The following is a 14,715-nucleotide window of genomic DNA, read 5'->3' as shown; positions in this document are numbered from 1 at the left end:
CAGGATGCCATGCCTGCCGCGCGTCCACGTAGCTGAATCGGCTGTAGCCACGGGCTGAACCCCGCGAAAAGCGGCGGGCATGCAGGCGCCGGCCATGGTCCGGCGTTGCTAGAATCGCCCCAGGAGGAACGGCCTCCCCCGCAGCGGGACACACTGACCAGGACGGCCTGGCCCCTATCAAAGGAGGGCCACATGGCCTGGATCTATCTGTTGGCAGCCGGCGTACTGGAAATCGTCTGGGCGTTCGCGATGAAGCAGTCCGACGGCTTCAGCAAGCTCACCCCCACCATCATCACGTTGGTCACCATGATCGCCAGTTTCTGGCTGTTGTCGCTGGCCATGCGCACCTTGCCCCTGGGCACCGCGTACACGATCTGGACCGGTATTGGCGCGGTGGGTGCGTTCGTCATCGGCATCACGTTCCTGGGCGAGCAGGTGAGTGCGATGCGCATCGCCGCGGCGGTGTTGATCGTGAGCGGGCTGGTGCTGATGAAGCTGTCGAGCACCTGAGTCCACGCGGTAGCGGCGAGGGCGCCACGCCGTGCGTGGTGGCCCTGCGCGCATACTTTTCGTCGCTCAACCCAGCGACAGCACGCGTTGCATGTCCACCGCGTCCAGGCCCGGGCCGTGGCCATCGGTCACGACCCGGGTGATGCCGAATCCCAGTCCGGCATAGAAGTCGCAGGTGTGCTGGCTGGTGCTCAACACCACGCGTCGCGCGCCACATGCGCGCGCCTGCTGCAGGCGCGCCTGCCCCAGTGCACGGCCCAGCCCCTGCTGGTGCACGGTGTGGTCGACCATGCCCCAGCAGAACGCGGCGGTCAGCGCGTCGTCCATCGCCAGTCCGCCGCAGGCCACCGCCCGGCCGCCGCGTTCGATCACCAGGTAGTCCGCAGCGCGCGCAGGCTGCTGCAGGTAGGTGGCAAAGTCCGCACGTTCATGCGCGCCGAAGAAGCGCGGCACGTTGCCATCGAAGATGGCCAGGCAGGCGGGTGCATCGGCGGCGGTGAAGGCGCGGATCGTGGACATGGGACGGCAGGCAGTGGCGAGGTAGCGCGACTGTGCCACGGAACCCGCTGTTGGTCCGCCGCGCTACCATCGGGGCGGACAGGTGAGGCAGGAGGCCGGAGTGTTCAGAGCGAAGATCGCTGCATGCGTGGTGCTGGCGACGTCGGTGTCGGGGTGCACGTACGTGGTCAAGGACACGGCCGTGGTCTGCGACGTGGTCGGTCACGCGCCGGTACAGGCGACGCTGCCGCCGACGGCGGGGCAGCCGGCACGCCGCATCGCGCTGGTGCTGGACTACTGGCTGGTGGAGACGGCGCCGGGCCAGGCAGACAACGTGGTGTGGCTGGCAGTGAGCGCAAGCAATGAAGGGCGGCGGCGCTACGACACGCGCCGGCACGGCCCGTACGCGCCAACCGTGTGGGGCCCGGGCGAAGCGCCGGTACCGCTGTGGTATTCCTCGGCAGGGGCGTACCTGGTTCGGGAAGACGGCCAACGCATCGCCGCCGATCCAGCGTTGTATCGCGGTTTCAGCACGGCATTGAGCGCCCGCCAGCGCGGCCCGGAGCGGTACGACGCGCGTCGGCTCGACCTCAACAGCGATGTCATCTGGGGGCCGCGCCAGGGCGGAGACCTCAACCAGGCCATCATGATCCGCTTCGATATTCCGCCACCGGCGCCGGACGCGCGCTGGACGCTGCATCCGGGCGAGGTGACCGTGGGTGACACCGACACCGTCGTGGCATTTCCCGCGCGCGGGTTGTGCCTGCGCAAGGGCCAGCGTGGCAAGGTGCACTGGAGCATGCTGCCGTGACGGGAGGAGGATCTGCGTCGCCCGTTGGCAGGCTGGAGGGGTAGAGCCACCCCATGGGTGGCTGCACGCCGGGAAGCGACGCCATCCATGGGTGGCTCTACCAGGGATCCTTTTGCGTCGCGCAGACAAAAAGGCCGCCCCGTAGGGCGGCCTTTTCATGTGTGTGGCGGAGAGAGGGGGATTCGAACCCCCGAAGCGCGGTTTAGACGCTTACACACTTTCCAGGCGTGCTCCTTCAACCGCTCGGACACCTCTCCGGACCTGCTGCGATAACCCGCTGCAGGGGCGCAGATTCTAGCGGGGGAATTGCATTCGCACAAGCGGTACGCCGCCGGGGCGGGAGGACTGGACAGGCGTGGCACAATGGACGTCCCGATGAAGACGGTGGCCTGATGTCCTATCTCGTCCTTGCCCGCAAGTGGCGTCCGAAGCGTTTTGCCGAGCTGGTGGGCCAGGAACACGTGGTCCGTGCGCTCAGCAATGCGCTGGACAGCGGCCGGGTGCACCATGCGTTCCTGTTTACCGGTACCCGCGGGGTGGGCAAGACCACCATCGCGCGTATCTTCGCCAAATCGCTGAACTGCGAACAGGGCACCAGCGCCGACCCGTGCGGCCAGTGCCCGGCCTGCCTGGATATCGATGCCGGGCGCTACATCGACCTGCTCGAGATCGATGCCGCGTCCAACACCGGCGTGGATGATGTCCGCGAGGTGATCGAGAACGCCCAGTACATGCCCTCGCGTGGCAAGTACAAGGTCTACCTGATCGACGAAGTGCACATGCTCTCCAAGGCGGCGTTCAATGCGCTGCTGAAGACGCTGGAGGAGCCGCCGGAGCACGTGAAGTTCCTGCTGGCCACCACCGACCCGCAGAAGCTGCCGGTGACGGTGCTGTCGCGCTGCCTGCAGTTCAACCTGAAGCGGTTGGACGAGGACCAGATCCAGGGCCAGATGACCAGGATCCTGGCGGCTGAGGAGATCGAATCGGATCCGACCGCGATCGTGCAGCTGGCCAAGGCCGCCGACGGCAGCCTGCGTGATGGCCTGTCGCTGCTTGACCAGGCCATTGCCTACGCGGGCGGGGCGCTGCGTGAAGACGTGGTGCGCACCATGCTGGGCACGGTCGACCGCACCCAGGTGGCCGCCATGCTGGACGCGCTGGCCGATGGCGACGGCGTGCGCCTGCTGCAGGTGGTCGCCGCGCTGGCCGAGTTCTCGCCGGACTGGAGTGGCGTGCTCGAGGCGCTGGCCGAGGCCCTGCACCGCATCCAGGTGCAGCAGCTGGTGCCGGGCGCGCAGTCCGACGGCGAGGGTATCGATGCGGCGGCCTTCGCCCAGCGGTTGCGCCCGGAAGTGGTGCAGCTCTGGTACCAGATGGCGCTGGGTGGCCGGCGCGACCTGTACCTGGCCCCGAGCCCGCGTGCGGGCTTCGAGATGGCCGTGCTGCGCATGCTGGCGTTCCGCCCGGCGGCCGCGGTACCGCCGGTGCCGCGCGATCCGGGCACCGGTACCGAGGTGAACAACGGCGCCGGCAGCCCCGCCCAGGGCAGCGGCATGGCCGCGGCGCCTGCCGCCGTGGCCGCAGCCCCGGTCGCCCGGGTGGTGCCGGCCGCCGCCAGCGTCGCCCCGGTCGCCCCGGTAGTGGCGGTGGCCGCGCCTGTGGCTGCCCCGGCCGTGGCGCCGGAACCCGTCCGGCAGACCCCGCCCCCGGCGGCCGAGCCGGGCCCTGAAGACGACCTGCCGCCGTGGCACCAGGCCGGTGCCGAAGAGCGCGACGAGGCGCTGGCCGCCGAACTGGCCAGCCCCGACGCGGCCATGGTGGCACCGTGGGAGGCGCCGCCGGCGCGTCCTGCCGCGCCAGCCCCGGCCCCCGTGGTGGCCCCGGCTGCCGTGGCGCGTCCGCAGGGCATCGCCATTGCGCCCTCGGCGCCGGCCGCCGAGGCGGGCGCTGCTGCCCCGATCACCCTGGCCTCGCCCGAAGCCTGGCTGGAACTGGTCGCCCAGAGCCAGCTCAACGGCCCCTCGCGGCAGCTGGCGGCCCACGCGGCGTTCATCAGTTTTCAGCACGGCATCTTGAAACTGGCGGTATCGCCCGGATTTGAGTACTTGTGTTCGGACCGTTCGCTGGCGGCGCTGACCGATGCGCTGTCCGGCCCGCTGGGGCAGACCCCGCGGATCGTGATCGAACATGGCGACGCCGAGGCCGAAACGCTGCACCAGCGTTCCGACCGCCAGCGTGGCGAGCGGCAACAGGCGGCCGAAGCCGCCTTCATGGCCGATCCGCAGGTGCAGGTGCTTATCCAGCAGCACGGCGCGCGGGTCGTGACCGATTCCATCCGTCCTTTTGATGAGTAACACGACATGCGCGGCAACATCGCCCAATTGATGCAGCAGGCCCAGAAGATGCAGGAAAACCTGCAGAAGGCCCAGGAAGACCTCGCCAAGCTGGAAGTCACCGGCAGCGCCGGCGGTGGCATGGTCAGCGTGACCCTGACCGGCACCAAGGAGTGCCGCAAGGTGCGTATCGATCCGTCGATCCTGGGCGATGCGGAAATGACCGAAGACCTGGTCGCGGCCGCCTTCAACGACGCGTCCAACAAGATCGACGCCGAATCGAAGAACCGCATGGGCTCGGCCACGGCCGGCATGCAGCTGCCGCCGGGCATGAAGCTGCCGTTCTGACCCACCGCAGGTGCCGGACCCGTGCCTGGTACCGGTGCGGTGACCACGACGCGAAGCCTTCGGGCTTCGCGCGTTCGTTTCTGAGATGAGCCCATCGCCATGAGCCTGCCCCTGCTCGAACAATTGATCGAGGCGTTCCGTGTGTTGCCGGGCGTCGGCCAGAAAACCGCCCAGCGCATGGCCTACCACGTGCTCGAGCGCGAGCGCGTGGGCGGGCAGAAGCTGGCCGAGGTGCTGGCCAAGGCCATCGAACGCATCGGCCATTGCGTGCAGTGCCGCGATTTCAGCGAGACCGAGACCTGCGCGGTGTGCGCCAACGGCAGCCGTGAGCGGCAGCAACTGTGCGCGGTGGAATCGCCCGCCGACCGGTTGGCGATCGAACATGCGACCGGTTTCCGCGGCGTGTACTTCGTGCTGCAGGGGCGGTTGTCGCCGCTGGACGGCGTGGGCCCGCGCGAACTCGGCCTGGATCAGTTGGAGGCCCGCCTGAAACAGGGTGAGGTGCAGGAACTGATCATCGCCACCAGCGCTACGGTGGAAGGCGAAGCCACCGCGCATTACCTGGCGCAGCTGGCACGCGCGCACAAGGTGCGCCCCAGCCGGTTGGCGCAGGGCCTGCCGCTGGGCGGCGAGCTGGAATACGTGGACCGCGGCACGCTGTCGCACGCCTTCGGCACGCGCACCGAAATCCAGGAATGACAATCGCGCCGCGCTGATCGCTCACCGCGCGGCCACCATCGAAACGGGCAGCACATCCGCGCTACTCTCCAAGCCCCTGTTCCAGAGAGGTGCCCCATGAGCCAAGACACCCTGTTCGGCAAGATCATCCGCCGTGAAATCCCGGCCACCATCGTCTATGAGGACGACGACGTGCTCGGCTTCAAGGACATCGCCCCGCAGGCACCGGTGCACGTGCTTTTCATTCCCAAGAACGAGGCGATCCCGACGCTGGACGACGTGCAGCCCGCGCAGGCGCACCTGATCGGCAAGCTGGCGCTGGCGGCGGCCGAGTACGCCCGCCGCGAAGGCTTCGCCCAGAACGGCTACCGCATCGTCATGAACTGCCGCGAGGACGCCGGGCAGACCGTGTTCCACATCCACCTGCACCTGCTGGCCGGCGCGCCGCTGGGCCACTTCGGCACGCCGAACGGCTGAGGCACCCCACGCCAACAGCATCCCGGGGGTAGAGCCACCCCATGGGTGGCTGCACGCGATGGTCGATGCCACCCCGCGTTGCATCGGCCCGCGGTGGAACAAAAAAAAGCCGCCCTTGGGCGGCTTTTTTTGCAAGGCGTACCGACCAACGGTCGGCAGCTACCTTTGCGGTCGGCAGCTACCGGCTTACCACCAGCCCCAGCCGCGGTAACCCCAGCCCGGGCCCCAGCCCGGACCCCACGGCCCGTACGGGTAGGCCGGCACCACGTCCACCTGGCGCTGTTCCGGCCACAGGTAGATCACATCGGCATCCAGCTTGGGCAGGCGGTAGTCGTACTCGCCGATGCGGGTGTTCTCGTAACCGGCGATCTTGCCGATGAAGGTCACATCGCGGCCCGGCTCGAACACGGCCGGGTCGTAGAAGCCGGCGCGGCAGGCAACGAAGCGGCCGTCGCTGGCATCAGCCGAGGTGGTGCTCGGGCGGCCACTGCCATTGAGCGGGCGCGAGATCATCTGGAAACAGGTCTGGCCCTGGGCCGGATTGGTTTCGATGATGCGGCCACCCCAGCGCACCGGGGTACCTACCTGCTGGGTGGGCACCGCATCGCGCGGGCTGACCATGCTGAACTGGCCTTGCAGCGGTTTGGGCGCGGTCGCGCAGGCGGCCAGTGCCAGCGAAGCAGCGAGGGGAAGCAGAATCTGGATCTTCATGGGGATGCTCCGGAGGACGGGCGATGCCTGCGCAGGTCGCGCAATAATGAAGTGAGGTCGACGTCCGCGCCAGCGTAGCGCGCGAGAACGAAACGGCTGCTGAGCGACAACAGCGCCGGATCCGGCCGCTGCTGGTGGACGCGCTGGGCCCAACGCCCCGCTGGCTCGGCACTGTCACGTGCCAGGCCAAGCTTGGCGTAGCGCCGCCCCAGCCGGTGCCAGGCGCGCAGCACGGGGTCGCGCTCGCGTTCGCCACGGCTCAGCAGCCACGCCATCCACCCTAGCGTGGCCAGCGCGAAGACCGTGAAAACGGCAATCAGCTGTGACGGTTCCAGCTTGTCGATGCCCAGCGGGCGCAGCATCTGCTGCTGGCGGTTGGCGTCGAAGGACAGCACCAGGTCGTTCCAGCCGCGGCGCAGCCAGTCGCTGGCCTGCCCCAGTTGCAGCCAACGGCTTTGGAAGGTGGCGGGGCCGCCTTGCTGCAGGCGATCTTCCAGCGTGTCGTAGATGCGCTCGGGGGCCACCGCGGCGGTTGGATCCACCCGCACCCAACCGCGCTGCGGCAGCCACACCTCGGCCCAGGCGTGGGCGTCCATGCGACGCACCACCCAGTAATTGCCGTACGGATTGCGCACGCCGCCGGCGAAACCGGTCACCACCCGCGCCGGAATGCCCGCATTGCGCATCAGCACCACGAACGCCGAACTGAAGTGTTCACAGAAGCCGGCCTGCTGGTCGAACAGGAACTCGTCCACGCCATCGCGGCCGGGCAGGGGTGTTTCCAGGGTGTAAGCGAAGCGGGCGCGGATCCAGTCCAGGCTGCGCGCGACGATGGCCGCGTCGTCGCTGCCCGCCTCGCTGCGCCATTGCCGGGCCAGCGCAGCAGTGCGTGGGTTGAAGCCGGCGGGCAGCTGCAGCGCCAACTGGCGCTGGTAGGGGCTGAGCGCGTCCTGGTAGCGGGCCACCGGCGAGGACTGCAGGCGCCAGCGGGTCAGCGTGGTCAGGCGGGCCGTGCTGCGCAGGCTGTGGGCGCCGTCCAGGCTGCTGCCGGCGGGCGCCTGCAACGGCAGGTCCAGCGCCACCAGCTGGCGGCGGTCGGTGGGCTCGTAGTCGATCTGGTAGTCCCAGCGCACTGCCGAATGCGTCACCGCGGCCGGCGACCGGTGCCGGGCGGCGTCATCCTGTTCCCAGCGGCGACCATCGAAGCGGGTCATCACCGGGCCGCGCCAGTAGCGCTGCTCGGCGGCCGGCACTGCACCGAAGAACTGCACGCGCAGGGCCGGGGCATCGTCGGCCATCAGGTCCAGCCACTGCCCCGGCTCCATGTGGTCGGACAAACCGGGCGTGCCCACGGCGCGGTCGGGAATGCCCCACAACGGTTCGCTCAAGCGCGGGAACAGCCAGAAGCCGGCCAGCGCCAGCGGCAGCCCCAGTGCTACCAGCTTGCCCACCCCGCGCAGCGCGCTGCCCAGGCGTGGGCTGGGTGCCTGGCCTTCGGCATGGGCAAGCCGCTGCAGGGTCAGCAGGGCGGTCAGCGCGGCCAGCACGGCCAGGGCCATCGTGGTGGGGCCTTGGTCCAGCAGAAACGCGGCGAACGGCGCGAACAGCGCGAAGCCGAGCATGCTGCGGGCATCGCGCAGGCTGCGCAGTTCGCTGGATTTGAGCGCCAGCATGGCCGCCAGCAATGCGCAGCCGGTATCGCGGCCGGGGCGCGCGCCCATCTGCCAGTAGATGGCGGCCAGCATGCACAGCACCAGTGCCACGCGCAGCACGGCAGGCAGCACGCGTTGGCGGGCTGCCGCAGCGGTCACCAGCGCGACCAGCGCGATGATGGCCGCCAGCAGCCCCGGCAGCTGCAGCAGCAGGGGCGCCAGGCCGAGTGCGGCGCTGGCCAGGGTCCAGTGGCGTGCGCTGGGGCTCAGGGTGGGGGACGTGGGCTCAGCCATGCGGCATCAGCGCCAGGGCGCGTTGGCAGAGGTGGTGGTGGGCGCTGCCATTGCCCGGACCCAGAACCGGCTGCCCGGGCAGCTGCAGGGTGTAGCGGCGGCCATCGCGCTCGGCAAGGTCCACCCAGTGTGCCAGGCGCGCGATGCGTGCTTCAACCGGCAGTGCGCTCAGCTGTCGCCAGTCCAGCAGTACGTCCACGCCGACCGGTTTTTCATACTCGCGCACCAGCAGGGTGTCACGCCGGGCCGAGTGCTTCCAGGCGATGCTGCGCGGCGGGTCGCCTGCGCGGTAGGGGCGCAGTTGATGCAGTTCGTCGCCGCTGGCATGCACGCGGGTATGCAGTGGATCACCGCCACTTTCCGGCAGCGCGGGCGCCTGGATTTCGGGGGCGGCGTAGACCAGCAGTGGCGCGTCGGGCCATACCCACGACCAGGCGCGCACCAGGCCCAGCGGCTGGGTGGTGGAAATGCGGATGCGCGTCAGGTCGAACCAGCCGCGTCGCACGGTGGGCAGCATGAGGTCCACTTCGACCTGGTCGGTATCCAGCAGATGGCCGAAGGCCACCGCCTGATCCAGGGCGAGTTCGAGGCCGCGTCGTGCGCGTGCGTCGGGCCGCGACAGGCTGATCCGCAACCGCATCGGCTGGCCGGCATGCACCGGTTCGGCCGACACCGCATCGATCTGCAGCCCGGACAGCTGCAGATGGGCGCTGATGGTGCTGGCGATCGCCACGGTGGCCAACAGCAGTGCCAGCAGCAATGCCGGATTGTTGTTGTAGTTCAGCGCGCCCAGCAGCATCGCCACCAGCAGGGTGGTCACGAACATGCCGAAGCGGGTGGGCAGCACGTAGATGCGGCGCCGGTCCAGTCGGCGCGGCAATGCTTCGGGCTGCCGTGGCCGTGCCATCAACTGCAGCTTCTGCCAGCGGTCTCCCCAGCCGCGGCGCATCTCAATCCACCGCGACGGTCTGGAGGATCGCGCGGGCCAGGGCCGGGCCGGTACTGGCTTCGGCCTCCGGCACCAGGCGGTGGCCGGCAACGGCCACGAACAGGGTCTGCACATCCTCGGGCACCACATGCGTGCGACCGAGCAGCAGCGCATGCGCCTTGGCTGCATGCAGCAGGGCCAGCCCGGCGCGGGGCGACAACCCCACGCGCACGCCGGCGTGCTGGCGGCTGCGGGTGAGCAGGGCCTGCACGTAGTGGATCAGGGCGTCGCTGGCATGCACCTGGCGGGCCGCTTCGCGCAGCGTGCGCACCTGCGTGTCGTCCAGGCGCGGCTGCGCCTGTGCGATCAGGTGGCGGCGGTCGGTGCCGCGCAGCAGCTCGCGTTCGGATTCCGCGTTGGGATAGCCCAGGGCCAGCCGCAGCAGGAAGCGGTCCAGCTGCGAGTCGGGCAGCGGGAACGTGCCCGACAGGTCCACCGGGTTCTGCGTTGCGATCACGAAGAAGGGATCAGGCAGTGGGTGGGTGACACCGTCCAGGGTGACCTGCTGTTCGGCCATCGCTTCGAGCAGCGCGCTCTGCGTGCGCGGTGGGGCGCGATTGATTTCATCGGCCAGCAGCACGTGGGTGAACACCGGGCCGGGATGGAACTGGAACTGCCGGCTGGCGGCATCGTAAACCGAGACGCCGAGCACATCTGCGGGCAGCAGGTCCGAGGTGAACTGCACGCGTTGGAAGCCCAGCCCGAGGCTGGAGGCCATCGCATGGGCCAGAGTGGTCTTGCCCAGGCCCGGCAGGTCTTCGATCAGCAGGTGACCGCCGGACAGCAGCGCGACGAACGCCAGCCGCACTTCATGCGCCTTGCCCAGCACCAGCCCGTTGACCTGGTCCTGGGCGCTGCGGAGGGCCTGTCGCACTACATCGGTTAGCATGGCTGGCACCGGGGGCGAATTTTCCATGTCCGTCTCGTGTCGATGATTCCTTCGATTCTATAGAGCAATGCAGGGCGAACAACGCGCACGCACAATTTTTCTGCTGTTGTGGACGCTGGTCACCGCAGTAAAGCTGGTGATCGCCGCGCGTCTGCCGTTGTTCGTGGACGAAGCGTTCTACTGGCAGGAAGGCCAGCACCTGGCTGCTGCCTATTCCGACCTGCCGGGGCTCACTGCCTGGCTGTCGCGGCTCGGGGTGGAACTGGGCGGCGCGCACGTGCTCGCCCAGCGCCTGCCGTTCCTGGCCATCGGCGCTGCGCTGCCGTGGTTGGTCTCGCGCATTGCCACGCGCTGGTTCGGTGCCGTGGCCGGCTGGCAGGCCGGCAGCCTGACGTTGCTGATGCCGTTGTCGGGCACGCTCGGCATCCTGGCGGTGCCGGACGTGCCGATGGCGCTGGCGGCGGTGCTGTGCCTGGACGCCGGCGCGCGCCTGCTGCGCACCGTGGACGCAGCCTCTGCGGTGAAGCTGGCGCTGGGCCTGATGATCGGCGCGCTCAGCCATTACCGTTTCATCGGCGTGATCGTAGTCGGCTTCATCGCCCTGCTGTTGTTGCCGCAGGGCCGCCGCATGCTGCGCGATCCGCGCGTGTGGGTGGCGCTGGCGGTCGGGGTGCTGGCGTGGTTGCCGCTGCTGTCGTGGAATGCCGACAATCAGGATGCCGGCCTGAAATTCCAGGTGGTCGAACGCCACCCGTGGGCGTTCGAATGGAGCGGCCTGTGGTTCCTGGTGATCCAGCCGATGCTGGTCACCCCGATCCTGTGCATGGCGATGTGGAAGGTGGCGCTGGCCGGCACCCGTCGTGGTGGCGGTGCGCGTGCACAGTGGCGCTACTTCGGCCTGGTAGGCGCGGTCTCCACCGTGGCGATCTTTGGCCTGGGCTTCTTCACCGATGTGGAGCGCATCAGCTTCCACTGGCCGCTGCCGGGCTACCTGGCGCTGCTGGTGGCGGTGCCGGTGGTGCTCAACGGCTGGCCGCGCTGGCTGCGGCGCACCGGCTGGTGGCTGGCCGGCACCGGCCTGGCACTGGCCTTCGGCTACTACCTGATGGCGTCCACGCCGAGCCTGCGCGAGCAGCTGGCCGGCGACAAATACTACCCGCGCAATTTCGCCGGCTGGGAACCGCTGGCCGCCGCGGTGCGCGACGAACTGTCCGGCATGCCCGAAGGTACCCGGGTGCTGGCCGGCAACTTCAAGGTAGGTGCCGAGCTCGGCTTCCAGCTGCGTGATCCGTCCATCGAAGTGCTGCGCCACCCGCTCAACGACAAGCACGGTCGCAGTGCGCAGTTGGGGCTGTGGGGGCTGTTGCACGATGGCCAGCGCAAGGCGCCGATGCTGCTGGTGCTGTCGCCCAGCGACCAGCGTTACCGCGACCTGCTGCAGCGCTACCACGCGGTGTGCGAGCAGGTCGGCCCGCTGCCGCCGCCGCGGGTGGTCAGCAACGATCACGGCTACCAGCGCTTCCTGCTGTTCAAGCTGCCGGCCGAGCGCGCGTCCGGCCCCTGCGTGACCCCGGCGATGGCCTGGATCGACACGCCGCAGGCGGACGCAACCGTGACCGGCGTGGTGGAAGTGCGCGGCTGGGCCTTCAAGGACGGGGTGGGGCTGTCGCGGGTGGAGGTGCTGCTGGATGGCAAGGCGGTGGCCGAGGCCGAGTACGGCCGCACCTACGACATCACCAGCTTCTGGACCAACTCCAACGACCCGCAGCACCCCAACGTCGGCTTCACCGCCCGTATCGATACGCGCGCGCTGGCGCCGGGCAGGCATTGGCTGGGCCTGCGCCTGCACGGGCGCGACGGCAGCGTGGAGCCGTGGCAGGAGCAGGCACTGCAGGTGCCCGCGCGCTGAGCGTGCGCGGCGGCAGGGATCAGGGCAGGGTGTAGCCGGCCTGGCGCAGCAGCTGGCTGGTGGCGATCAGGGGCAGCCCGATCAGCGCGGTGGGGTCGCGGTTCTCGATGGCCTCGAACAGGGCGATGCCCAGTCCCTCGCATTTGAAACTGCCGGCGCAGTCCAGCGGCTGCTCGGCAGCCACGTAGCGGGCGATCGTGTCCGCATCCAGGGCGCGGAAGTGCACCCGGGTCAGGTCGCAGGCTGCCAGCTCCCGGTCGTCGCAGCGCAGGCTGACCGCCGTATGGAACGCCACCACCTGGCCGGACATCGCCGCCAGCTGTGCCTGCGCCGCGGCTACCGTGCCCGGCTTGCCCAGCGGGGAACCGTTCAGCTCGGCGACCTGGTCCGACCCGATCACCCAGCGCCCGGGGTAGCGGGCGGCCACCTCGGCGGCCTTGGCCCGGGCCAGGCGCACCGCCACCGCACGCGGGGCTTCACCCGCCTGCGGGGTCTCATCCACGTCCGGGCGTGCGCAGTCGGGGGCCAGACCCAGCCGTTGCAGCAGTTCCAGACGGTAGCGGGAGGTGGAGGCAAGCACGGGCGGAAGCATGCGAAAATACCGGTTGGTGGGGTCGGCAGTCTGGCCGCGGTGGCCGGGCGGGGCAAGCCGGTACACGAGGGATTTGACAGCCGGGCAGACGGTCCTTAACATTCAGCGGCTTATGTCCGCGAACGTGCCCGAATTGCTGGATGCTTGGCGGATGGTTGCAGCACGCAGGTGCTTCGACGGCCAGGTGAATCTAGCTGAATTGACCCGCCTGCAAGGGCTTGTTGCCGATACCGAAGGTCAGTGCACCTATGCACTGGAATTCGCGCACGACGACATCCTGCGGGTATCCTATGTTGAACTGACCATTGAAACCGCGCTGCCGCTGATCTGTCAGCGCAGCCTGCAGCGCTTCCTGCTGCCGGTCTCGATGGTGCAGCGGCTCGGCCTGATCCGCAGCGAAGAGGAAGAATCCTCGTTGCCGGAAGGGTACGAACCGTGGCTGGTGCCCGAAGACGGCATGCTGCGACCGCTGGAACTGGTCGAGGACGAACTGGTCCTGGCCGTGCCCGTTGTGCCGTTGTCGCCCGATGGGCAGGCAGTGGATCGCGACTGGGCACCGACCGAAGAAGAAATCAGCAAGGCCAATCCGTTCGCGGCGTTGGCGGCACTGAAAAAACAATAGCAGCCGGATTGTCGTCGGCGGCTGCGGCGAAAGCGAAGACTGTGCTGGGCGCTGGCGTCCTGCGCGACGAAACGACGAAGCAAAACGAACCGAGTTTGGAGCAATCCCATGGCTGTGCAGAAATCCCGTGTCACCCCGTCCCGCCGCGGTATGCGCCGTGCGCATGACGCCCTGAGCGCCAAGCAGCTGTCCACCGATCCGACCACCGGTGAAGTGCATCTGCGTCACCACATCACCGCTGACGGTTTCTACCGTGGCAAGAAGGTGATTGCGACCAAGTCGAATTCGGCCGTCGAAGAAGATTGATCCGTGAAGGCCGCTGCCCGGTCGGGCAGCGGCCTTTACTCCATTCTTCCCGGCTGTCGGTGTTGACGGCCGTGCTACAGGACATGCAATGAGCAAGCGGATCTACTCGAGGATCGCGGGCACTGGTAGCTATTTGCCCGAAAAAGTGTTGACCAACCAGGATCTGGAGAAAATGGTCGACACCACCGATGAGTGGATCCAGTCGCGAACGGGTATCCGTGAGCGGCACATTGCAGCGGAAAACGAAACCACCAGCGACCTCGGCTACCACGCCGCGGTGCGTGCGCTGGAAGCGGCCGGTATCGACGCTTCGCAGCTGGACATGATCGTGGTGGGTACAACCACGCCCGATCTGATCTTCCCCTCCACCGCGTGCCTGATCCAGGCCAAGCTCGGTGCGAGCGGGTGCCCTGCCTTCGACGTCAACGCCGCCTGTTCGGGCTTCGTGTTCGCGTTGAGCGTGGCGGACAAATTCATTCGTTCCGGTGATGCACGTCATGTGCTGGTCATCGGTGCGGAAACCCTGACCCGGATCGTCGACTGGACCGAGCGCACCACCTGCGTGCTGTTTGGCGACGGCGCCGGCGCGGTCGTGCTGAAGGCCGACGAAGACACCGGCATCCTGAGCACCCACCTGCATTCGGATGGCAGCAAGAAAGAGCTGCTGTGGAACCCGGTGGGCGTGTCGGCCGGTTTCGGCGAGGGCGAGAACGCCCGCGGCGCGATCCTGATGAAGGGCAACGACGTGTTCAAGTACGCCGTGAAGGCGCTGGACTCGGTCGTTGACGAAACCCTGGAAGCGAACGCGCTGACCAAGGCGGACCTGGACTGGCTGATCCCGCACCAGGCCAACCTGCGCATCATCGAAGCCACGGCCAAGCGCCTGGACATGTCGATGGAGCAGGTGGTGGTGACGGTGGACAGGCACGGCAACACGTCGTCTGCGTCGGTGCCGATGGCGCTGGACGTGGCAATCCGTTCGGGCCGCGTCGAGCGTGGCCAGCTGTTGCTGCTGGAAGCCTTCGGCGGCGGCTTCACCTGGGGTTCGGCTCTGCTGCGCTATTGATAGCGCTCGTTACGACAACGTGACGCTTTCA

16 protein-coding genes and 1 tRNA gene are annotated in these 14,715 nt (G+C 68.5%); 10 read left to right on the top strand and 7 right to left on the bottom strand.

Annotated elements, in window-relative coordinates; genetic code table 11:
* The first annotated feature begins 192 nt into the window (after nucleotides 1–192).
* The gene (locus tag AC1DCJ_RS14725) at nucleotides 193–510 is read left to right on the top strand and encodes a DMT family transporter (protein ID WP_141059295.1); all 318 of its coding nucleotides are present in this window, start codon (nucleotides 193–195) and stop codon (nucleotides 508–510) included.
* Between the two features lie 66 nt (nucleotides 511–576).
* Here AC1DCJ_RS14725 and AC1DCJ_RS14720 read toward each other — a convergent pair whose 3' ends face one another.
* The gene (locus AC1DCJ_RS14720) at nucleotides 577–1,029 is read right to left on the bottom strand and encodes a GNAT family N-acetyltransferase (RefSeq protein ID WP_478071287.1); all 453 of its coding nucleotides are present in this window, start codon (nucleotides 1,027–1,029) and stop codon (nucleotides 577–579) included.
* 100 nt (nucleotides 1,030–1,129) lie between these two features.
* Here AC1DCJ_RS14720 and AC1DCJ_RS14715 point away from each other — a divergent pair, with 100 nt between their 5' ends.
* On the top strand, nucleotides 1,130–1,819 hold the full coding sequence (locus AC1DCJ_RS14715) for a hypothetical protein (protein ID WP_478071286.1): 690 nt from the start codon (nucleotides 1,130–1,132) through the stop codon (nucleotides 1,817–1,819).
* A 164-nt stretch (nucleotides 1,820–1,983) separates the two neighbouring features.
* Here the strand turns inward: AC1DCJ_RS14715 and AC1DCJ_RS14710 are convergent.
* A tRNA-Ser gene (locus AC1DCJ_RS14710) sits at nucleotides 1,984–2,076 on the bottom strand.
* Nucleotides 2,077–2,211: 135 nt separating this feature from the next.
* Here AC1DCJ_RS14710 and dnaX point away from each other — a divergent pair.
* The 4 genes from dnaX (at nucleotide 2,212) to AC1DCJ_RS14690 (ending at nucleotide 5,655) form a co-directional block, all read left to right on the top strand.
* Nucleotides 2,212–4,173: a DNA polymerase III subunit gamma/tau gene (dnaX, locus tag AC1DCJ_RS14705; RefSeq protein WP_478071285.1), complete on the top strand. Its 1,962-nt coding sequence runs from the start codon at nucleotides 2,212–2,214 to the stop codon at nucleotides 4,171–4,173.
* Nucleotides 4,174–4,179: 6 nt separating this feature from the next.
* Entirely contained in the window at nucleotides 4,180–4,500 is a 321-nt protein-coding gene (locus AC1DCJ_RS14700; RefSeq protein WP_038690110.1) for a YbaB/EbfC family nucleoid-associated protein, read from the top strand.
* Nucleotides 4,501–4,599: 99 nt separating this feature from the next.
* A complete protein-coding gene (gene recR / locus AC1DCJ_RS14695; protein WP_038690108.1) occupies nucleotides 4,600–5,199 on the top strand; it encodes a recombination mediator RecR in 600 nt (199 codons plus the stop codon).
* 96 nt (nucleotides 5,200–5,295) lie between these two features.
* Complete coding sequence (locus AC1DCJ_RS14690; RefSeq protein WP_141057369.1) at nucleotides 5,296–5,655, top strand: histidine triad nucleotide-binding protein; 360 nt, start codon at nucleotides 5,296–5,298, stop codon at nucleotides 5,653–5,655.
* A gap of 186 nt (nucleotides 5,656–5,841) precedes the next feature.
* On the opposite strand, the gene AC1DCJ_RS14685 is transcribed toward AC1DCJ_RS14690, so the two are convergent.
* Genes AC1DCJ_RS14685 through AC1DCJ_RS14670 form a run of 4 tightly spaced genes read right to left on the bottom strand, consistent with a single transcriptional unit; the run spans nucleotide 5,842 to nucleotide 10,216 of the window.
* Entirely contained in the window at nucleotides 5,842–6,366 is a 525-nt protein-coding gene (locus AC1DCJ_RS14685; protein ID WP_128096756.1) for a Slp family lipoprotein, read from the bottom strand.
* On the bottom strand, nucleotides 6,363–8,312 hold the full coding sequence (locus AC1DCJ_RS14680; RefSeq protein ID WP_478071284.1) for a transglutaminase TgpA family protein: 1,950 nt from the start codon (nucleotides 8,310–8,312) through the stop codon (nucleotides 6,363–6,365). Before AC1DCJ_RS14680 ends, AC1DCJ_RS14685 begins: the two co-directional genes overlap by 4 nt.
* Entirely contained in the window at nucleotides 8,305–9,261 is a 957-nt protein-coding gene (locus tag AC1DCJ_RS14675) for a DUF58 domain-containing protein (protein WP_478071283.1), read from the bottom strand. The genes AC1DCJ_RS14680 and AC1DCJ_RS14675 overlap by 8 nt, the downstream gene beginning before the upstream one ends.
* Nucleotide 9,262: 1 nt before the next feature.
* Nucleotides 9,263–10,216 carry an AAA family ATPase gene (locus AC1DCJ_RS14670; protein ID WP_137190899.1) on the bottom strand — a complete coding sequence of 318 codons (954 nt, stop codon included), beginning with the start codon at nucleotides 10,214–10,216 and terminating at the stop codon, nucleotides 9,263–9,265.
* Between the two features lie 40 nt (nucleotides 10,217–10,256).
* Here AC1DCJ_RS14670 and AC1DCJ_RS14665 point away from each other — a divergent pair, with 40 nt between their 5' ends.
* A complete protein-coding gene (locus tag AC1DCJ_RS14665) occupies nucleotides 10,257–12,098 on the top strand; it encodes a glycosyltransferase family 39 protein (protein ID WP_428712144.1) in 1,842 nt (613 codons plus the stop codon).
* 19 nt (nucleotides 12,099–12,117) lie between these two features.
* Here the strand turns inward: AC1DCJ_RS14665 and AC1DCJ_RS14660 are convergent, their stop codons facing one another.
* A complete protein-coding gene (locus tag AC1DCJ_RS14660) occupies nucleotides 12,118–12,690 on the bottom strand; it encodes a Maf family protein (protein WP_478071282.1) in 573 nt (190 codons plus the stop codon).
* Between the two features lie 112 nt (nucleotides 12,691–12,802).
* Here AC1DCJ_RS14660 and AC1DCJ_RS14655 point away from each other — a divergent pair, with 112 nt between their 5' ends.
* The 3 genes from AC1DCJ_RS14655 (at nucleotide 12,803) to AC1DCJ_RS14645 (ending at nucleotide 14,684) form a co-directional block, all read left to right on the top strand.
* Nucleotides 12,803–13,312: a YceD family protein gene (locus tag AC1DCJ_RS14655; RefSeq protein ID WP_038690091.1), complete on the top strand. Its 510-nt coding sequence runs from the start codon at nucleotides 12,803–12,805 to the stop codon at nucleotides 13,310–13,312.
* A 108-nt stretch (nucleotides 13,313–13,420) separates the two neighbouring features.
* On the top strand, nucleotides 13,421–13,618 hold the full coding sequence (rpmF, locus tag AC1DCJ_RS14650) for a 50S ribosomal protein L32 (RefSeq protein ID WP_038690090.1): 198 nt from the start codon (nucleotides 13,421–13,423) through the stop codon (nucleotides 13,616–13,618).
* A gap of 88 nt (nucleotides 13,619–13,706) precedes the next feature.
* Nucleotides 13,707–14,684 (top strand): beta-ketoacyl-ACP synthase III, encoded by a 978-nt coding sequence (locus tag AC1DCJ_RS14645; protein WP_038690087.1) that lies wholly within the window; start codon nucleotides 13,707–13,709, stop codon nucleotides 14,682–14,684.
* The last annotated feature ends 31 nt before the right edge of the window (nucleotides 14,685–14,715 follow it).

This window comes from Stenotrophomonas sp. 10N36, from assembly GCF_056395005.1.
This window is presented reverse-complemented; position numbering and strand designations above follow the sequence as displayed.